At 72.6% G+C, this 18,113-nt stretch carries 18 protein-coding genes; 8 read left to right on the forward strand and 10 right to left on the reverse strand.

Going from position 1 to position 18,113, the window contains the following annotated elements; translation table 11 throughout:
- Positions 1–35 precede the first annotated feature (35 nt).
- Positions 36–359 carry a DUF7882 family protein gene (locus tag ACUY4T_RS04790; protein ID WP_446017757.1) on the forward strand — a complete coding sequence of 108 codons (324 nt, stop codon included), beginning with the start codon at positions 36–38 and terminating at the stop codon, positions 357–359.
- A gap of 24 nt (positions 360–383) precedes the next feature.
- Here ACUY4T_RS04790 and ACUY4T_RS04795 read toward each other — a convergent pair whose 3' ends face one another.
- A complete protein-coding gene (locus tag ACUY4T_RS04795) occupies positions 384–584 on the reverse strand; it encodes a hypothetical protein (RefSeq protein WP_446017758.1) in 201 nt (66 codons plus the stop codon).
- A 134-nt stretch (positions 585–718) separates the two neighbouring features.
- On the opposite strand from ACUY4T_RS04795, the gene ACUY4T_RS04800 reads away from it, so the two are divergent.
- Positions 719–1,282, forward strand: coding sequence for an SRPBCC family protein (locus tag ACUY4T_RS04800; RefSeq protein WP_446017759.1), 564 nt, complete (start codon positions 719–721; stop codon positions 1,280–1,282).
- Positions 1,283–1,286: 4 nt separating this feature from the next.
- Here the strand turns inward: ACUY4T_RS04800 and ACUY4T_RS04805 are convergent, their stop codons facing one another.
- Together ACUY4T_RS04805 and ACUY4T_RS04810 are read right to left on the reverse strand one after the other, a co-directional pair.
- Positions 1,287–1,652: a DUF7882 family protein gene (locus ACUY4T_RS04805; protein ID WP_446017760.1), complete on the reverse strand. Its 366-nt coding sequence runs from the start codon at positions 1,650–1,652 to the stop codon at positions 1,287–1,289.
- 78 nt (positions 1,653–1,730) lie between these two features.
- Positions 1,731–1,895 carry a hypothetical protein gene (locus tag ACUY4T_RS04810; protein ID WP_446017761.1) on the reverse strand — a complete coding sequence of 55 codons (165 nt, stop codon included), beginning with the start codon at positions 1,893–1,895 and terminating at the stop codon, positions 1,731–1,733.
- A gap of 292 nt (positions 1,896–2,187) precedes the next feature.
- Here ACUY4T_RS04810 and ACUY4T_RS04815 point away from each other — a divergent pair, with 292 nt between their 5' ends.
- From ACUY4T_RS04815 to ACUY4T_RS04830, 4 genes are all read left to right on the forward strand, one after another.
- Positions 2,188–3,069, forward strand: a complete 882-nt coding sequence (locus ACUY4T_RS04815; RefSeq protein ID WP_446017762.1) for an SDR family oxidoreductase — start codon at positions 2,188–2,190, stop codon at positions 3,067–3,069.
- 32 nt (positions 3,070–3,101) lie between these two features.
- The gene (locus tag ACUY4T_RS04820) at positions 3,102–3,374 is read left to right on the forward strand and encodes a DUF7218 family protein (RefSeq protein WP_446017763.1); all 273 of its coding nucleotides are present in this window, start codon (positions 3,102–3,104) and stop codon (positions 3,372–3,374) included.
- An 11-nt stretch (positions 3,375–3,385) separates the two neighbouring features.
- Positions 3,386–4,366, forward strand: a complete 981-nt coding sequence (locus ACUY4T_RS04825) for a DNA topoisomerase IB (RefSeq protein ID WP_446017764.1) — start codon at positions 3,386–3,388, stop codon at positions 4,364–4,366.
- 188 nt (positions 4,367–4,554) lie between these two features.
- The gene (locus ACUY4T_RS04830; RefSeq protein WP_446017765.1) at positions 4,555–5,619 is read left to right on the forward strand and encodes a fatty acid desaturase family protein; all 1,065 of its coding nucleotides are present in this window, start codon (positions 4,555–4,557) and stop codon (positions 5,617–5,619) included.
- A 9-nt stretch (positions 5,620–5,628) separates the two neighbouring features.
- On the opposite strand, the gene ACUY4T_RS04835 is transcribed toward ACUY4T_RS04830, so the two are convergent.
- Both ACUY4T_RS04835 and ACUY4T_RS04840 read right to left on the reverse strand, forming a co-directional pair.
- Positions 5,629–5,976 (reverse strand): DUF7882 family protein, encoded by a 348-nt coding sequence (locus ACUY4T_RS04835; protein WP_446017766.1) that lies wholly within the window; start codon positions 5,974–5,976, stop codon positions 5,629–5,631.
- Between the two features lie 111 nt (positions 5,977–6,087).
- Positions 6,088–8,547, reverse strand: a complete 2,460-nt coding sequence (locus tag ACUY4T_RS04840; protein ID WP_446017767.1) for an ATP-dependent DNA ligase — start codon at positions 8,545–8,547, stop codon at positions 6,088–6,090.
- A 158-nt stretch (positions 8,548–8,705) separates the two neighbouring features.
- Between ACUY4T_RS04840 and ku the strand changes: the two genes are divergently transcribed.
- Both ku and ACUY4T_RS04850 read left to right on the forward strand, forming a co-directional pair.
- On the forward strand, positions 8,706–9,620 hold the full coding sequence (gene ku, locus ACUY4T_RS04845) for a non-homologous end joining protein Ku (RefSeq protein ID WP_446017768.1): 915 nt from the start codon (positions 8,706–8,708) through the stop codon (positions 9,618–9,620).
- Between the two features lie 49 nt (positions 9,621–9,669).
- Complete coding sequence (locus ACUY4T_RS04850) at positions 9,670–9,837, forward strand: hypothetical protein (RefSeq protein WP_446017769.1); 168 nt, start codon at positions 9,670–9,672, stop codon at positions 9,835–9,837.
- 16 nt (positions 9,838–9,853) lie between these two features.
- Here ACUY4T_RS04850 and ACUY4T_RS04855 read toward each other — a convergent pair whose 3' ends face one another.
- Genes ACUY4T_RS04855 through glgX form a run of 5 tightly spaced genes read right to left on the reverse strand, consistent with a single transcriptional unit; the run spans position 9,854 to position 17,981 of the window.
- Positions 9,854–10,984, reverse strand: a complete 1,131-nt coding sequence (locus ACUY4T_RS04855) for a hypothetical protein (protein ID WP_446017770.1) — start codon at positions 10,982–10,984, stop codon at positions 9,854–9,856.
- Between the two features lie 53 nt (positions 10,985–11,037).
- Positions 11,038–11,583: a ClbS/DfsB family four-helix bundle protein gene (locus tag ACUY4T_RS04860; protein ID WP_446017771.1), complete on the reverse strand. Its 546-nt coding sequence runs from the start codon at positions 11,581–11,583 to the stop codon at positions 11,038–11,040.
- Between the two features lie 10 nt (positions 11,584–11,593).
- Positions 11,594–13,360, reverse strand: coding sequence for a malto-oligosyltrehalose trehalohydrolase (gene treZ / locus ACUY4T_RS04865; RefSeq protein ID WP_446017772.1), 1,767 nt, complete (start codon positions 13,358–13,360; stop codon positions 11,594–11,596).
- Positions 13,357–15,777: a malto-oligosyltrehalose synthase gene (gene treY / locus ACUY4T_RS04870; RefSeq protein ID WP_446017773.1), complete on the reverse strand. Its 2,421-nt coding sequence runs from the start codon at positions 15,775–15,777 to the stop codon at positions 13,357–13,359. Before treY ends, treZ begins: the two co-directional genes overlap by 4 nt.
- Entirely contained in the window at positions 15,774–17,981 is a 2,208-nt protein-coding gene (gene glgX / locus ACUY4T_RS04875) for a glycogen debranching protein GlgX (protein ID WP_446017787.1), read from the reverse strand. The genes treY and glgX overlap by 4 nt, the downstream gene beginning before the upstream one ends.
- Between the last annotated feature and the right edge of the window lie 132 nt (positions 17,982–18,113).

The raw sequence follows: 18,113 nt of genomic DNA on the forward strand, positions 1-18,113 counted from the left end.
ACCTGACGGCCCCCCGGGGGCATTAGAGTCTCCGCATGGGCAAGCTCATCTACAACTCCTCGAACCGCGAGATCGAGATCGAGGACCGGACCCTCGCGCACCTGCGCGTGGCCATCATCAACAAGCTGCGCCGCTCCGAGAGCTTCGCCATGACCTGGGAGCACGGCATCGAGCACGGGAGCGGACGCACGACGCTCTGGCTGCACGAGTCCATCCCGCTGCAGTTCGTGTTCAGCGGCAACCGCCCGCCGAAGCTCAACCGGCTGTGGATCGAGCAACTGCTCCTCTCCGCCAACAGCACCGCCGGCCTGCAGTACGTTCCCGAGCCCGCCGAGGACGAGCCGCTCGAGATCGAGTGACACGCGGCGGATGACGCGCGGCGGTCAGTCGACCGCCTCGGTCTGCGTGCCGATGAACCGCCGGTCGGCCTCGCCGAGCCGCTGCGGCGCGTCGCCGACCAGCGCCGCGATCTCACGCCGGACGTCCTCCGGCAGCGGCGCTGCGGGATCGGAGAGGATGGCGTGCTTGGCCTCGATCGAGAGGTGCGGCCACCACCGCTCGGCGTTCGACTCCTGATCCGCCATTCTGGCCCCCCATCGCCATCGTCCCTCCGTGGTATCAGCGGCGTGCCCGGGCTGCAACCCCTCGCGACCCGTTCGACCGCGTGCCTACCGTGATCCGGGGCGTGCACGGAGCACGCCCGGAACGGAGGATCAGCATGAGCACGACCGTGACCGCCGACATCGAGGTGGACGTGCCCGTTCGCGTGGCCTACGACCAGTGGACGCAGTTCGAGTCGTTCCCCGAGTTCATGAGCGGCGTCGAGTCGATCACCCAGGTGGACGATCGGACCACGCACTGGGTGGTGTCGATCGCCGGCGTCACGCGCGAGTTCGACGCCGACGTCTCCGACCAGGTCCCCGACGACCACGTCGCCTGGCGCAGCACCGTCGCGGAGGTCCAGCACCGCGGCCGCATCGACTTCCGTCCCGGGACGGACGGCGGCACCCGGATCGACCTGACGATCGAGTGGGAGCCGCAGGGCTTCGTCGAGAAGGCCGGCGCCGCGCTGCAGCTCGACGACGCGCAGGTCAAGCGCGACCTGCACCGCTTCAAGGAGTTCATCGAGGAGCGGCACACCCCGACGGGCGAATGGCGCGGCGAGGTGCACGGCGGCGCGTCGAGCGCCGGCGAGGCGACCGCGACGACCGCGACCCCGGGCAGCGTGAATCCGCCCACGAGCGAGGGCGTCGCGGGCAGCGACCCCGACCTCCGCGCCTGACGCGTCAGGACCACTCGACGTCGGCACCGGGTCGATCCGCAGACGGCTCGACCGTCTCGATCGGCCCGGTGTCGAGCTGTTCCGGCACGAGCCGGATCCCGCCCGACGAGTTCGCGGAGCGCATGAGCTCCTCGATCCACTCCCGGCTCAGCTCCGGCCGCTCGGGCTCGTCGAAGACGAACCGGAGCGGGATGTTCGGGTGCAGCCAGAGCGTGGTCCGGCCCCGAGGCTGGTCGTCGGGATGCCGCCACGACACGGTGAACGCCTCACCGCGGCGCAGCTTGGTGACGATGGCGACCTTCAGGTGGGCGAGCGCGCGATCCTCGATCCCGATCGGAGTCGCGGTGTCGCCGTAGAACAGCGTGCCCATGCCTCCGAGGGTACCCGGACGAACGAGACGGCGGGCGGCCCAGAGGGGCCGCCCGCCGTTCAGGTCGGGGAATGCGGGTCAGACCGCCTTCTTCCCTCCGAGGTAGCGCACCAGGAACACGATGACGGCCAGGGCCGCGAGCACGAGTCCGACCCACAGCAGGAACTGCAGGGACTGGACCGCACCGCCCGTGATGAGCAGCACGATGGCCGCGATGGCGATGATGGCGATGAGGATGTTCATGATCTCTCCTTCGGTTCCGTCTCGTGGACGGTTCACGGCCCCGCCGGGTCGGCAGGGCCTCCGAGGCAGCCGTCGGCCTCGTGCTGACGACCGTAGGGCCGGGAGCCGACGGGGCGCGAGGGGTTGCACCCTCCCGAGATCCGCTGGTAATCGCGCGGGCGCGCCGGGCGGTTCCGGCACGGCGGCCGCCGCGAACGACGGCGCGCGGCGCCCTGTCAACCCGTACGCCCTCCGCGGCGGGCGCGCGTACCGTGACAGGGTGCGGACGAACGGCACCGACTGAGGAGGACCCTTGGACGACCACCTGATCGACCCGACGAGCAAGCATGCCGCCGAGCCCTTCCCGCGGCAGGAGCAGGTTCCACCCGGCCTCACGCCGGCGATGTCGCCCCAGCCGGACCACGGCGAGTACAGCTACCGCGGCTCCGGCCGCCTGACGGGCCGGCGCGCCCTCATCACGGGCGGCGACTCCGGCATCGGCCGAGCCGTCGCGATCGCCTTCGCCCGGGAGGGCGCCGACGTCGCGATCTCCTACCTCGAGTCCGAGCAGGCGGACGCCGAGGAGACCGCCCGCTGGGTGACGGACGCCGGCCGGCAGGTCGAGCTGCTCCCCGGCGACCTCCGCGACGAGCAGCACTGCGCCGACCTGATCGAGCGGACCAGCAGGGCGTTCGGCGGGATCGACCTGCTCGTCCTGAACGCCGCGCACCAGCGCGATCGAGGCGGCATCGACGAGGTGCCGACCGGCGACTTCGACGCGGTCATGCGCACCAACCTGTACGCCACGGTCTTCCTGACCCGCGCCGCCGTCCCGCGCATGCCGGCCGGTTCGTCGATCATCACCACCTCCTCCATCCAGGGCTTCGACCCCTCGAGCCGCCTCGTCGACTACGCCATGACGAAGGCCGCGCTCGTGGCGTTCACGAAAGCGCTCGCCGAGGAGCTCGGGCCGCGCGGCATCCGCGTCAACTCGGTCGCCCCCGGCCCGATCTGGACGCCGCTCATCCCGGCGACGGGCTGGCCCGACAAGCTGCCGAAGTTCGGGCAGGACACCCCGCTGGGGCGCGCCGGCCAGCCGGCCGAACTCGCCGGCGCCTACGTCTACCTCGCCTCCGACGACGCGTCCTACACGTCGGGGGCGATCCTCCCGGTGACGGGAGGGAAGCCGCTCTGACCCGAGCGGCGCAACACGGAAAGGAGCACACCATGCCGAAGGACGAGCGGGGGCAGTCGTCCCTCAAGGACCCGGAGATGTACGAGGAGCTCCGCGACCAGGGCGCCTCGAAGGAGAAGGCGGCCCGGATCTCGAACGCGGCCGCGGCACGCGGCCGCAGCTCGGTCGGGCGCAAGGGCGGCGAATCCGGAAGCTACGAGGACTGGACGGTGCCGGAACTGAAGGGCCGCGCCAAGGAGCTCGGCATGCACGGCTACAGCGACCTGCGCAAGGGCGAGCTCATCGACGCCCTGCGCAACCACTGAGGGCGGGTCGGATGCCGCGGCTGCGACGCGTCGAACCGTACGCGTCACCCGGCATCACCCGCCACCGCAGCGGCCGCGGGTTCACGTACCGTCATCCCGACGGATCCCGCGTGGACCGCGCGGACCGCTCGCGGATCGCCGACCTCGCGATCCCTCCCGCCTGGGAGGACGTGTGGATCGCGGAGGCGCCGAACGCGCACATCCTCGCGGTCGGCGTCGACGCGGCCGGGCGCCGGCAGTACCTCTACCATCCGGTCTGGCGCGAGAAGCAGGACCTGGAGAAGTTCCTGCGGATGACCGCCCTGGCCGAGGCGCTCCCCGGTGCCCGCCGGAGCGTGCGTCGAGACCTCGCGCTCGAGGAGCTGGTGCGCGAACGCGTCCTGGCGGCGGCGTTCCGGACCCTCGACCTCGGCGCCATCCGCATCGGCTCGGAGGAGTCGCTCGCGACGGCGCGCAGCCGCGGACTGACGACCCTGCTCGTCCGCAACGCGCGGCTCGAGGGCGCCGACGCCGTCCGGCTCAAGTTCCGCGCGAAGGGCGGGATCGCCCAGGAGCTCACGCTGTCGGACGAGGCGCTCGCGGGGTTCGTCGCCGCCATGGAGGGCCGCTCGCCGGCGTCCCGGCTCTACGCGTTCACGCACGGCCGCCGCATGCGACCCCTCGGGCCCGTCGACGTGAACGAGGACATCCGCGAGCGCACCGGCGGCGACTTCACCGCGAAGGACTTCCGGACCCTGCGCGGCACGGTCGCCGCCGCGGACCGGCTCGCACGGCTGGGGACGACCGGAACGAAGCGCGCGCGCGACGCCGCGGTGCGCGAGGCCATCGTCCACGCGAGCGAGGTGCTCGGCAACACGCCGGCGATCGCGAAGGCCAGCTACGTCGACCCGCGCGTCATCGAGGCGTTCGAGCGCGGCCGGCTCGTGAACCTCCGCGGCCTGCGCGAGACCGCCCTCCTGCAGCTGCTCGTCGACGACGCGGCGGACGACTAGGCCGGCCGGACCGAGGAGCCGGGTCGCGGCCAGGCTGGGGATCCGCCTGACATACGCCGCGCGGCACGCGACGCCGCTTACGCTGGCGACATCCACTGCGAGCGGTCGCTCGCGACACACCGGCTGGGAAGTCGACGACGACGGGCCCGGCCATCACCACCTTCATCCCCCCTGCACGACTCGGCGCCGTGCGCGCCACCCTCCCCCGAATCGACCGGCCGCCGGTCACCCAGAGCTACGCCGCGCTGTCGCAGGTGATCAAGGAGAGCGGCCTGCTCCGCCGCACGCCCTGGTTCTACGGCCTGCTCATCGGCGGGCTCACCGCGGCGCTCGGGGGTGCGATCGCCGGGTTCGTCCTGCTCGGCGACTCGTGGTTCCAGCTGCTCATCGCCGCCGCGCTCGGGATCATCTTCACCCAGTTCGCGTTCTTCGCGCACGAGGCCTCGCACCGCGCCGTCCTCGACGGCGGACGGGCGAACGACCGGATCGGGCGGATCGTCGCGACGGCCGTCGTCGGCATCAGCTACCAGTGGTGGATGACGAAGCACACGCGTCACCACGCGAACCCGAACCGCCTGGGCAAGGACCCGGACATCGAGTTCGACACGATCTCGTTCACCGAGGAGTCCGCGGCGCGGCAGCGAGGGGTGCTGCGGTGGATCACGCAGCGGCAGGGCTGGCTGTTCTTCCCGCTGCTGCTGCTCGAGGGCCTCAACCTGCACGTGACGTCGATCCGCTCGCTGTTCGAGCGTCGCGCGGTGCCCGGCAGGGCGCTCGAGCTCGGCCTCATCGCGGCCCGTCTCGGACTCTACGTCGCCGCGGTCTTCTGGGCCCTGCCGCTCGGCATGGCGTTCGCGTTCATCGGGGTGCAGCTCGCCGTGTTCGGCGTCTACATGGGCGCCTCGTTCGCGCCGAACCACAAGGGCATGCCGATCGTGCCGGCCGACGCGAAGCTCGACTTCCTGAGCAAGCAGGTGCTGACCTCGCGCAACATCACGGGTCGGTGGACGAGCCCGCTCATGGGCGGCCTGAACCACCAGGTGGAGCACCACCTCTTCCCGAGCATGCCGCGGCCGCACCTCGCGAAGGCGCGCGAGATCGTCCGCGAGCACTGCCGCTCGCTGGGGATCCCCTACACGGAGACGTCGCTGGGGCGCTCGTACGCGATCGTCGTCCGCTACCTCAACGAGGTCGGCCTGTCGGCGCGGGATCCGTTCGACTGCCCGGCCGCCGGCGGGATGCGGCGCCGCTGAGCGATCGGGTCAGGCCGCCTCGACGGGCTTCGGCCCGGCGGGTGACCCGACCTCGGCCACGTGCCGCGCAGGGTCGAGGATGATGCCGCCGCCCGAGTTCGCCGAGCGCATGAGGTCCTCGATCCACTCCCGGCTGAGTTCGCCCGCCTCCGACTCCTCGAAGACGAAGCGCAGGGGGATGGCGGGGTGCAGCCACAGCGAGCTGCGCCCCCGCGGCTGGCCGGCGCCGTGGCGCCACGAGAGCATGAAGCTCTCGCCTCGGCGCAGCTTGGTCGTGATCGCGATCTTCAGGTGCGCCAGAGCTCGGTCGTCGATCTCGACCGGCGTACCGGAGTCGCCGTAATACAGGATGCCCACGCGGCCACCGTACCCCCATCGGGGGGTCTGCGCAGCATCCTTGTTGGACAATCTCTCGCCTTCTGCGACGATTCACAGACCGTTCAGCGAACGGGGGGTCGCCGAACGATCTCACGCGGTGGGGTCGGGAGCTCCCCCGGTCCGCGGATCCTCCAGCCGTACGTCCTCCGGCCGCTTGTCAGGGCGCAGGCCGCGCCAGCGGGGATGCCGGGCGACGCCGGACCTCGTCCACTCGCCGAACTCGATCTCGCCCACGAGCACGGGCCTCACCCAGACCGCGTCCGCGGCGTCCGCCGCCGGCACGCCCGTCAGCGATGCATCCTCCTGCGCCAGCTCGTCGAGGCGCCCCAGCAGGCGCTCCGCGTCGCGCTCGCGCAGGCCCGACCCGACGCGGCCCGCGTAGCGCCACCCGCCGTCGTCGCCCGGAACGCCCACAAGCAGCGAGCGGATGCGGCCGGCGCGGCCGCCGGAGCCGCGCCGGTACCCGCCGATGACCACCTCCTGGGTGCGCGACAGCTTCACCTTGACCCAGTCGTCGCTGCGGACCCCCGGCCGGTAGGCGGAACGGCGGCGCTTGGCGACGATGCCCTCGAGACCGAGCCGGCGCGCCTCGTCGAGCGCGACGTCCGGCGCGGAGCCGGCCGGGTCCGGCACCTCGACGGGCACGTCCGGGTGCGGGCGCACGAGTCGCTCGAGCCGCTCGCGGCGTCGCTCGTAGGACTCGTCGATCGTCGGCGTTCCGGCGACCTCGAGCACGTCGAACAGGCGCAGCACCACGGGCACGGATGCCGCGGCCGCCTCCACCTCCCGCGGCTTCGACAGGTTCATGCGCCGCTGCAGCAGCCCGAAGTCCGGCCGGCCGGATGCGTCGAGCGCGAGGACCTCGCCGTCGACGATCGCATCGGCGCGCAGCACGCGTGCGAGCCCGGCGAGCTCCGGGTAGGTCGCGGTGAGGTCGACGCCGTTGCGACTGACCAGGCGCGTCGTGCCGCCCTCCACCTGGGCGAGCACGCGGATGCCGTCCCACTTCCACTCGATCGCCCAGTCATCGCCGGCCACGAGGCCCGCGGTGCCGGCGGTGGCGAGCATGGGCTTCGGCACCGGCGGCATCCGGTCGGTCGACGCGGCCCACGGCGGCGCCTCGGGACGTTCGGGGGCTCGCTCGGGCGACTCCCGCGCGGCGGCGCCCGGCTGCTGGTCCTTCATGCGATGCAGCAGCCACTGGCTCTTCTCCCCCTCTCCCTCGGTGCGGATGAGGGCGAGGCGCACCGTTCCGAGGGGTCCGCCGGCCCGGCCGGCGAGCGTCAGGATCACCTCGTCGTCGCGCCACTTCTCGACCTCGTACGTGCCGGTGTCCCACACGGTCATGGAGCCGGCGCCGTACTGCCCCTCGGGAATCGAGCCCTCGAACACGAGGTACTCCATCGGGTGGTCCTCGGTCTGCACCGCCAGGTGGTTCGTCCCGGACGTCGCCGGCACGCCCTTGGGCACCGCCCAGCTCTTCAGCACGCCGTCGCGCTCCAGCCGCAGGTCGTAGTGCAGGCGCCTGGCGTGATGCTCCTGGATCACGAACCGCGGCGCGCCGTCGTTCGCCACGCCCCACGCCGACTCCGGCATGGGCTCGGGCGTGGCACCGGCCGTGCGCATGGCCAGGTACGTGCTGAGCGGGCCCTCGGCCGAGGCGGTGGCGACCGCCAGCATCGGGTCGCCCCGTCGGGCGACGAGCGCGACCACCTCGTCGGCCTCCAGATGCCGCAGGTCCGGGTCCTCCAGCTCCTCCCAGGTGCGCGGCGCCGCGACCGTCGGACGGAACCGGCCCCGCAGCGAGTACGGCGCGATCGTCGTCTTCTTCCCGTTGTTCTGGCTCCAGTCGATCAGCACCCGCCCCGCGCGGAGCGCCTTGCGCATGCTCGATACCACGAGGCCGGGGTGGTCGGCCTCGAGCGCCCTCGCGAGCTCGTGGGCGACCTGCGACACCTGCTCGGACGTCTGCGAGCCGTCGAGGGCCGTGTAGAGGTGGATGCCCTTGCTGCCGCTCGTGACCGGCACCGCCTCGAGCCCCATGCCCTGCAGGATGCCGCGCACGAGCCGTGCCACCTCGGCGCACTCGGGCAGCCCCATCCCCTCGCCCGGGTCGAGGTCGAACACCATCCGGTCGGGGTTGGCGACCTCACCGGACGGCGTGAACCGCCACTGCGGCACATGGAGCTCGATCGCTCCCATCTGCGCGAGCCAGACCAGCGTCGCGCGGCTGTCGGCGACCGGGTAGGACTTGTCCCCGTCGGAGTGGTGTTGCACGCCGCGCCGGATCCACTCGGGGGCGTGCTCCTCGAGGTGCTTCTCGAAGAAGGCCTGCTCCGGATGCCGCGGGGTGCCGACGCCGTTCACCCAGCGCTTGCGCGTGATGGGCCTGCCCGCCACGTGCGGGAGCATCGTCGCGGCGATCTCGGCGTAGTAGCCGATCATCTCGCCCTTGGTCATGCCCGTCTCCGGGTACATGACCTTCTCGAGGCTCGTCAGGCGCAGGCGTCGTCCGTCGACGTCGACCAGCTGCGGGCCCCCCTGCGCCATATCCCCATCCTGCCCCCTCCGGTCCATCCGGTGTCGGATGACGGGGCGACACCCGCACAGGCGGTGACGCGGGTTCGCGCGTCACCCTCCGGGGCGGTGTCGCCTCGGGCGGATGGCAGGGGGTACCGCTCGCGGCATCCGAGGTGTCTACTGGGAGCATGCGAGCCGTCTGGAAGGGGGCGGTCACATTCGGCCTGGTCAATGTGCCCGTCAAGCTGTACAGCGCCACCGAGGACCATGACGTGTCACTGCACCAGGTGCACGACAAGGACGGCGGCCGCATCCGCTACCAGCGCGTGTGCGAGATCGACGGCGAGGTCGTGCCCTACCAGCACATCGACAAGGCCTACGACGACGGCGAGCGCACGGTCATCATCACCGACGACGACCTGAAGTCGCTCCCCGCCGAGCGCAGCCGCGAGATCGAGGTCGTCGAGTTCGTGCCGAGCGAGCAGATCGACCCGATCATGTTCGACCGCAGCTACTACCTCGAACCCGACTCGGCGTCGAACAAGGCGTACGTGCTCCTGCGGGAGGCCCTCGAGTCGACCGAGCGCACGGCGGTGGTGCGGATGGCGCTGCGCCAGAAGACCCGGCTGGCGGCGCTCCGCGTGTTCGGCGACGTGCTGATGGTGCAGACGCTCCGGTGGAGCGACGAGGTGCGCGAGGCGAAGTTCCCCTCCCTCGACGAGCCGGCGAAGATCACCTCGAAGGAGCTCGACCTCTCCAAGCAGCTCATCGAGAGCCTCTCGGCCGACTTCGACCCGGCGGAGTTCGTCGACGACTACCAGGAGGAGCTTCGCACCCTCATCCGCGCCAAGCTCGAGCAGGGCGATGCGATCGACACCGCGGCGACCTTCGGCGAGCAGCCCGAGGAGGAGGGCGGCGAGGTCATCGACCTGATGGAGGCGCTCCGCCAGTCGATCGCGGCCAAGCGCGGCGGGTCGGATGCCGCGAGTGAGCCGGCCGCGAAGAAGCCGTCCTCGAAGAAGGCGGCGAAGACCTCGGCGAAGGCGGACGAGGGCACCGAGAAGCCCGCGGCGAAGCGGAAGAGCGCGAAGAAGGCCGGGTGAGGGTCGTCAACCCCTGCCGATCCCGGCGATGGGCACGTAGCGTGGCGCCATGAGCGACACCGACGACATTCTCGCGAGGTTCGCCGCCGGCGAGGGCGAGCAGGGCCCGCCGCCGCCCGACCGGCCCGTCGACCCGGCTCCCGCGGAGGTGCACGCCGACGCCGACGCAGACGCCGAGTCCGGGAGCGACGAGCCGGAGGACCCGACGCGCCCTTGATCCGGGCGCGTGCCGATCAGCGGGAGAGTCCGGACGCGATCTCCTGCGCGGCGGCGACCGCCCAGTCCTGCTCGGACGACTTGACCTGCACCCAGTCGGGCCCGAGCACGAGGTCGACCGCGCACACGGCACGGGACGGGTCGCAGCGCACCTGCGCCACGTCGTCACCGCTGACGGCGATGCCCGTGGTCGACGGCGACGGGACCAGTGCGCCCGCATCGGCGACGCGATCGTAGGCCCAGCGTCCGCCGCGCACCCATGAGACCCACACCACGGACTCCTCCGAGTCCGGCGGTGTCCAGGAGCAACCGAGGTCGCCGGCTATCCACCCCGCCTCGGCCCAGTCGCTCCAGCCGCCACCGCCCTGCTCGCTCACCGTGAGACCGGTCGCGCCCGTGATCTGCTCGACCTGCGCGGCCGGCAGGACCGCCTCGCACCCCTCCGGGATGCGGGTCGGGACCTCCGCGGCGGCGGCCGGCGGACTCGCCGCGTCCACTGCGGCGACGGCGGCGTTCGCCACCGCGTCGGCGCCCGCGGGCAGGATCGTCGCCGGTCCGGCCTCCCCCTCGACGGCGATCCACGCACCCGACGCCACCCGGGTCATGGTGCACACGTCGGCGGTGCAGGAGGCGTCCGGTGCCGGCATGCCGGCCTGTATCGCGCGCGGGGACCATCCCGCGTCCTGCGGCGGCACGACGGTGACGAGCACGCCGGTGTACGCCGGGTTCGTCCCGAACTGGCTGTTGTACTCAGCACCGTTGCTCCAGCCGCACGCGAGCCCGCCGACGCTGAGCACCGACGTCATCCGCGGCACCGAGATGCCGGCGGCCGCCGCCGTCACGAGCGGGTCGACCGGCTCGAGCGCGACGTCGAACATGTCCGACACGGCCTGCTGCGGAACCAGCTCGTCGCAGGTGAGGTCGTAGCGCGACGCCGGCTGCGCGGAACCGGGGGCCGGCGCGGCGGTCGGCTCGGTCGTCTCGGACGCCGGCGGCGTCGCTGCGTCCGTTGTGGCCGGGGCGGGCGAGCCGGCGCACGCGCTGAGCGAGAGCGCGGCGATGGCGAGGACTGCGGCCGTGGCCGTCAGCGGGCGTCGGGTCCGGATACGAGCGACTCGATGCGAGGGCTCGCGGAGAAGGGTGTCCATGGCCGGACGCTATCGGGCCGCCGAGGCGTACGCCTCAGTGGCCGCCCGGAGCGTCACCGCGAGCGCGCGGCCATCCCCTCGAGCGCCCCGACGGCCCACGCGTAGTGGCCGCCGAGGCACTCGTGCACGGGCTCGGCGAGCGTGGCGCCGCCGAGCCACGGGCGGCCCTCGGCGAAGATCGCGTCGTCGTCGAGCGCGTCGATGCGGGCCAGCGCCGAGCGGTGGCTCGCGCGCACCCGGTCGCGGGCGACGTCGAGATCACCCTCCCCGCGGTACCGGTCGCGCAGCTTGCGATTGAGGCGATCGAGGTCGGCCCACGTGAAGCCCTCCGCGGGGTACGCGGGAACCCGGCCGGCGGCGTCGGCCTCGAGCCACCCGAGCAGGAGCATGTGCCAGGCGTGCAGGTGGTTCAGCACGTCGACCGCGTCGCGGTCGCGCGGCCCGGTCGCCGCGGCCTCCGCCGCCTCGGGCCCGTCATCGGGCCGGGCGGTCTCGGACGCCGCACCGGACGCGATCAGCTCGTCGACCGCGTCGTCGAGCCGGTCGAAACCCTCCTCGGCCTGGCGGACGAGCTCGGCGCGGTCGTTCGGGATGCCCACGGATCCCACCCTATGCGGCGCGTGCGACGAGCAGGACCGCGGCCGCGTCGGCGGGAAGCGCGAGCGCGCCGCCGGCAGGGCTGACCTCGGCCGGCGACGCGCCGGTGGCGAGCAGCACCTCGGCGCGGCCGTCGAGCGGCACCTCCCACGGCGCGGTCCCGAGGTTGGCCACGACGACGACCCGCTCGGGAGCTTCGGAGGCGCCGCGTTCCATCCGGAACCTCCGGCCCTCGTCGTCGGCCCACGCCGCGATGTGCGCGAACGAGGGGTCGGTGAGCTCGGGCCGCGCGCGGCGCAGGGCGATCAGGCGTCGGTGCAGGTCGAGCAGGCGGGCGTGCGCGCCATCCGCTTCGGCCGGCTCTTCCCAGTCGAGCTTCGAACGGCGGAAGGTCTCGGGGTCCTGCGGGTCGGGCACGACGGACTCGTCCCATCCCATGCGGGCGAACTCCGCGATGCGACCCTCCGCGGTCGCGCGACCGAGCTCGGGCTCCGGATGCGACGTGAAGAACTGCCACGGCGTCGACGCGCCCCACTCCTCGCCCATGAAGAGCATCGGCGTGAACGGGCTCGTGAGGTTCAGCACGGCGGCGACGGCGAGCCGCTCCTCCGGCAGCGTCTGCGAGATGCGGTCGCCCGCCGCGCGGTTGCCGACCTGGTCGTGGTCCTGCGTGAACGTGACGAGCCGCCACGCGGGTACCGCGGGATCGATCGGCCGACCGTGGTCGCGACCGCGGAACGACGAGTAGGTGCCGTCGTGGAAGAACCCGCGCGCGGTCGTCTTGGCCAGCGCGTCGAGCGGGGCGAAGTCGGCGTAGTAGCCGCTCGTCTCGCCGGTGAGCGCCACGTGCATCGCATGGTGGTGGTCGTCGCTCCACTGCGCCGTCAGGCCGTAGCCGCCGGCCTCGCGCGGCATGATGAGCGTCGGATCGTTGAGGTCGGACTCGGCGATGAGCGTGAGGGGCCGGCGCAGGTGCGCGGAGAGCGCGTCGGCCTGCTCGGCGAGCTCTCGGAGCAGGTGGCGCTCGGACCGGTCGCGGAGGGCGTGCACCGCGTCGAGCCGCAGGCCGTCGACGTGGAAGTCGCGCATCCACATCATCGCGTTCTCGACGATGTACCTGCGCACCTCGGGCTCGTCGAGGTTCACCGAGTCGCCCCAGGTGTTGCGCTCGGCCGTGCGCAGGTACGGCCCGAACCGGGGCAGGTAGTTGCCGCTCGGCCCGAGGTGGTTGTACACCACGTCCTGGATCACGGCCAGGCCGCGCGCGTGGCACGCGTCGACGAACCGCTGGTAGGCGGCCGGCCCGCCGTAGGCCTCGTGCACGGCGTACCAGAGCACGCCGTCGTACCCCCAGTTGTGCGTGCCGTTGAACGCGTTGACGGGCAGCAGCTCGACGAAGTCGATGCCGAGGTCGACGAGGTGGTCGAGCCGGTCGATCGCCGAATCGAGCGTGCCGGCCGGGGTGAACGTGCCCAGGTGGAGCTCGTAGACCACGCCGCCGGCGAGGGGGCGCCCGGTCCACGCCGCATCCGCCCACTCGTGCGCGCCGAGGTCGAACGCCGCGCTCGCCTCGTGCACGCCCCGCGGCTGCCGGAGCGACCGCGGGTCCGGCAGCGCCCGCTCGTCGTCGTCGAGCACGAACCCGTACTCGTCGCCGGGCGCGAGCTCGACGTCGGTGCGCCACCATCCGTCGGCGTCGCGCGCCATCGGCAGGTCGTCGTGTCCGGGCCGGCGCAGCGCGACGCGCTGCGGCACGGGAGCCCACAGCTCCGGGATCATCGGGACGCCGCCTCCTCGGGGTCGGCCGGGACGAGCAACGCCACGGGGTAGGTCGCGAGCAGCTCGGCGAGCCGGATGGCGCCGCCGGTGAAGCGGCGTCCGGTGAGCGCATCCTCGAGCGGCATCCGCCTGGTCAGCACGACGGCGTCGCCCCAGGAGCCCGCCGGAGCGGGCGCCGCGGGTTCGGCGTCGACCCGCGCGGCGAGGCCGATCGGCAGGCGGGTCGCCACGGTGACGGCACCGCCGCGGTCGAAGGCGATCGCGTGCCCGGACGCCTCGCCGGCGACCTCGAGGGGCGTGTACCGGCCGAACAGCCCGGGGCGATCGCGCCGCAGCCGGAGTGCGCGCGACGTGACGAGGAGCTTCGCGGCCGCGGACCGGTCGATCGCCGGGAGCTCGCCGCGCTCGAAGCCGGCGTCGACGTCCGCGAGCATCCGCCGCCGCAGGGCGAAGTCGACGGGTCGGCGGTTGTCGGGGTCGACCAGGCTCGTCTCCCAGAGCTCGCTGCCCTGGTACACGTCGGGCACGCCCGGCATCGTCAGCTGCAGCAGCTTCGCCGACAGCGAGTTCGACCACCCGGCCGGCGCAAGCCAGTCGACGAACGCGTCGAGGCGCTCGCGCACCGCCGGCACGTCGTACGCCCGGTCGACGACCTCGTGCATGCGCCGCTCGAACTCCTCGTCGGGTGCGGTCCAGCGGGTCGAGACGGCGGCCTCGCGCGACGCCTTCTCGACGTAGGCGTGCGCGCGCTCGCGCTCGAGCGGCCACGCGCCGACCACGGCCTGCCAGAGCAGCGCGTCGAACGGGCCGTCGCCGGTCGAGCCCGCCGTCGCGCGCAGGCCGTCGAGCTCGATCGCCCAGCGCTCGGGGATCTCGGCGAGCACGTCCAGTCGCGCGCGGACGTCCTCGCCCCGCTTGGTGTCGTGCGTCGAGAGGGTCGTCATCGAGTGCGGCCAGGCCGCCTGCCGTCGGACCTGGCGGGCGTGGAACCCCGCGACGTCGACGGCGAACTCCGAGGGGTCGCCGCCGACCTCGGTGAGCGATCCGAGGCGCGTGTACCGGTAGAACGCGGTGTCCTCCACGCCCTTCGCCATGACCATGCCGCTGGTCTGCTGGAACCGGAGCGCGACCGGGTTCGCCGGGTCGGCGAGCACGGGGAGCAGGGCGTCGACGGATGCCGCGAGGTCGGGCCGGAGCTCGCGGGCGAGCCGCGCCGCCGCGTCGAGGTGCTCGCGCCCGGCCGGCAGGTAGGAGCGGTAGACGGGGAAGCAGGCCAGCAGCTCGGCGATGGCGTCGGCGGCATCGGCCGGGCGCGGGTCGGGCAGCATCCGCTCGAGGCGCAGCACCTCGCTGCGGAGGATGCCGTCGGCGATCCCCCGCTTCGTGCCGTGGATCATCTCGTGCCAGTCGGTCGGGCCGTCGATGCCGGTCTCCGCGCGCAGTCGTGCGTCGAGCGCGTCGAGCGCCGCCTCGCCGGCGGGGTCGACGAGGACCCGGTCGACGTCGGCGAGCGCGTCGTATCCCGTGGTGCCGTCGGTGCGCCAGTGCGCGGGGAGCGGTTCTTCGCCCTCGAGGATCTTCTCGACGAGCACGTACGCCCCGGCCGTGGCGTCGGCGAGCCGGTCGAGGTAGTCGCCGGGGGCCGCGAGCCCGTCCGGGTGGTCGACGCGCAGGCCGTCGGCGAGTCCGTCGCGGACCCACCGCACGATCTCGGCGTGGGTCGCGTCGAAGACCTCGGCCCGTTCGACGCGGACCCCCGCGAGCTCGTTGACGGCGAAGAACCGGCGGTAGTTCAGCTCGGCGTCGGCCCGGGTCCAGTGCACGAGCTCGTAGTGCTGGCGGTCGTGCACGGTCACGGGGTCGGCGCCGTCGTCGGCCGAGCCGGGTGCGAGCGGGAACCGGTGTTCGAAGTACCGCAGTTCGCCGTCCTCGACGCGGAGGTCGCCCGACTCCGCGGCCTCCTCGACCGTGCCGCCGAGCACGGGGATCCGGACCCTGCCGCCGGTGAGCTCCCGATCGACGTCGAAGGCGTCCGCGTGCGGCGATGCCGGGCCGAGGCGGAGCAGGCTCCACCACCAGTCGTTCTGCGCGGCGTCGGCCACGCCGACGTGGTTCGGCACGATGTCGACCAGGATGCCGCGCCCCCGGCCGTGGGCGGCATCCGCCACGGCCGCGAGGCCCGCCTCGCCGCCGCGCGCCTCGTCGACGCGGTCGTGCGCGACCACGTCGTAGCCGTGGTCGGACCCGGCCCGCGACGGCAGGATCGGCGAGAGGTAGACCCAGTCGGCGCCGAGGGCGTCGAGGTGGTCGACGGCGGATGCCGCATCGTGCAGGTCGAACGACGGACGCACCTGCAGGCGGTACGTCGACCGCGGCTCCCGGCGGCGGCTCGGGATGCCGCTCGGCCGCGCGGTCACGCGCCCGCCTCGCTCCTCGGCGCGGGCGCCTCCTCCTTGCTCGCGGCCACCATCGCCGAGAGGGACGCCGCCACGGAGTGGTCGACCTCGTCGGGCACGGGATCGTGCTGCCGCAGCACCACGAGCGAGCGCTGGTCGAGCGGGATGGTCCCCCCGGGCCGCACCGGCGCGGAGTCGGCGCGCCGGCCGGCCGTGTCGATCACGATCTCCCACTCGGGCGACGCCTCGTGCATCGGGATGGTGAACTCGACCGTGTCGTCGTGCGCGTTGAACAGCACGATGAAGTGCTTGTCGACGATGCGCTCGCCGCGCCGGTCGCGTTCGCGGATGCCCTCGCCGTTCAGGAACACGCCGATCGCCTTGCCGAATCCGGCGTCCCAGTCCTCCGGGGTCATCACGGACCCGTCGGGACGCAGCCACACGATGTCGGGCACCGGCCCGCCCTCCTGCTGGCGGACGGGCCGGCCGTCGAAGAACCGGCTCCGTCGGAACGTCGGATGGTCCGCCCGCAGCCGCGCGACGGCGGCGGTGAACTCGATGAGGGGCTGGTCGGCGTGCTCCCAGTCGATCCAGCTCAGTTCGTTGTCCTGCGCGTAGACGTTGTTGTTGCCCTGCTGGGTGCGGCCGAGCTCGTCGCCGTGCGAGAGCATCGGGACGCCCTGCGACAGCAGCAGCGTCGTGATGAAGTTGCGCTGCTGCCGCGCCCGGATGGTGAGGATCGCCGGATCGTCGGTCGGGCCCTCGACGCCGAGGTTGTACGAGCGGTTGTGCGATTCGCCGTCGTTGTTGTCCTCGCCGTTGGCCACGTTGTGCTTCTCGTTGTACGAGACGAGGTCGCGCAGGGTGAAGCCGTCGTGCGCGGTGACGAAGTTGATGGAGGCGACCGGCCGCCGGCCGGAGTGCTCGTAGAGATCGGCCGAGCCCGTGAACCGCGACGCGAACTCGCCCAGCGTCGCCGGCTCGCCGCGCCAGAAGTCGCGCACCGTGTCGCGGTACTTGCCGTTCCACTCGGTCCACTGCGGCGGGAAGTTGCCGACCTGGTAGCCGCCGGGGCCGACGTCCCACGGCTCGGCGATGAGCTTGACCTGCGAGACCACCGGGTCCTGCTGCACGAGCTCGAAGAAGGTCGACAGCTTGTCGACCTCGTAGAACTCGCGGGCGAGCGTGGAGGCGAGGTCGAAGCGGAATCCGTCGACGTGCATCTCCAGCACCCAGTACCGGAGCGAGTCCATGATGAGCTGCAGCGAGTGCGGGTGGCCGACGTTCAGCGAGTTGCCGGTGCCGGTGTAGTCCATGTAGTACCGGCGGTCGTCGTCGACCAGCCGGTAGTACGCGGCGTTGTCGATGCCGCGCATCGAGAGCGTGGGGCCGAGGTGGTTGCCCTCGGCCGTGTGGTTGTAGACGACGTCGAGGATCACCTCGATGCCGGCCGCGTGCAACGACTTCACCATCGCCTTGAACTCCTGCACCTGCTCGCCGCGCCGGCCCGTCGAGGCGTAGGCGTTGTGCGGCGCGAAGAACGCGATGGTGTTGTAGCCCCAGTAGTTCGACAGGCCCTTCTCCTGCAGGGTGCCGTCGTTGACGAACTGGTGCACGGGCATCAGCTCGATCGCGGTCACGCCGAGCTTCACGAGGTGGTCGATGACCGCCGGATGCCCGACCGCGGCGTAGGTGCCGCGGATCTCGTCGGGCACGCCGGGCAGGGTCTGCGTGAGGCCCTTCACGTGCGCCTCGTAGATGAACGACGACGCGTACGGCGTGCGGGGGTGGCGGTCGCCGGTCCAGTCGAAGAACGGGTTGGTCACCACCCCGAGCATCATGCTCTTCGCCGAGTCGGCGTCGTTCCGGGTCTCCGGCTTGCCGAACTGGTAGCCGAACAGCGACTGGCTCCAGTTGAGCTGGCCGTCGACCGCCTTGGCGTACGGATCGAGCAGCAGCTTCTTCGGGTTGCAGCGCAGGCCGCGCTTCGGGTCGTTCGGCCCGTGCACGCGGTACCCGTAGCGCTGGCCCGGCTGGACCTGCGGCAGGTAGGCGTGCCAGATGTAGGCGTCGACGTCGATGACCTCGACGCGCGTCTCACGCCGCCGCTCGTCGAACAGGCAGAGTTCGACCTTCTCGGCGACCTCGCTGAAGAGGGCGAAGTTCGTGCCGTTGCCGTCGAACGTCGCCCCGAGCGGGTAGGTGGAACCGGGCCAGGTGTGCAATTCGTCCCCCAACGGTGAGCCTCAGGCCATCGTAGGGGGCTGGCCCGAGTGCGCGCGGTCCCGCCGAGGCGGGACCGCGCGCGGGTAGGATGCCGGCTACTCCTCGTCGGGCGAGCAGGCCTCGCGGACGTC

Source organism: Agromyces arachidis (assembly GCF_052805135.1).

What these genes read in the sequence shown, in the direction of transcription:
- ACUY4T_RS04790 (WP_446017757.1), top strand. Translation starts at nt 36, where the DNA reads ATGGGCAAGCTCATCTACAACTCCTCGAACCGCGAGATCGAGATCGAG.
- ACUY4T_RS04795 (WP_446017758.1), bottom strand. Translation starts at nt 584, where the DNA reads ATGGCGGATCAGGAGTCGAACGCCGAGCGGTGGTGGCCGCACCTCTCG.
- ACUY4T_RS04800 (WP_446017759.1), top strand. Translation starts at nt 719, where the DNA reads ATGAGCACGACCGTGACCGCCGACATCGAGGTGGACGTGCCCGTTCGC.
- ACUY4T_RS04805 (WP_446017760.1), bottom strand. Translation starts at nt 1,652, where the DNA reads ATGGGCACGCTGTTCTACGGCGACACCGCGACTCCGATCGGGATCGAG.
- ACUY4T_RS04810 (WP_446017761.1), bottom strand. Translation starts at nt 1,895, where the DNA reads ATGAACATCCTCATCGCCATCATCGCCATCGCGGCCATCGTGCTGCTC.
- ACUY4T_RS04820 (WP_446017763.1), top strand. Translation starts at nt 3,102, where the DNA reads ATGCCGAAGGACGAGCGGGGGCAGTCGTCCCTCAAGGACCCGGAGATG.
- ACUY4T_RS04825 (WP_446017764.1), top strand. Translation starts at nt 3,386, where the DNA reads ATGCCGCGGCTGCGACGCGTCGAACCGTACGCGTCACCCGGCATCACC.
- ACUY4T_RS04840 (WP_446017767.1), bottom strand. Translation starts at nt 8,547, where the DNA reads ATGGCGCAGGGGGGCCCGCAGCTGGTCGACGTCGACGGACGACGCCTG.
- ku (WP_446017768.1), top strand. Translation starts at nt 8,706, where the DNA reads ATGCGAGCCGTCTGGAAGGGGGCGGTCACATTCGGCCTGGTCAATGTG.
- ACUY4T_RS04850 (WP_446017769.1), top strand. Translation starts at nt 9,670, where the DNA reads ATGAGCGACACCGACGACATTCTCGCGAGGTTCGCCGCCGGCGAGGGC.
- ACUY4T_RS04855 (WP_446017770.1), bottom strand. Translation starts at nt 10,984, where the DNA reads ATGGACACCCTTCTCCGCGAGCCCTCGCATCGAGTCGCTCGTATCCGG.
- treZ (WP_446017772.1), bottom strand. Translation starts at nt 13,360, where the DNA reads ATGATCCCGGAGCTGTGGGCTCCCGTGCCGCAGCGCGTCGCGCTGCGC.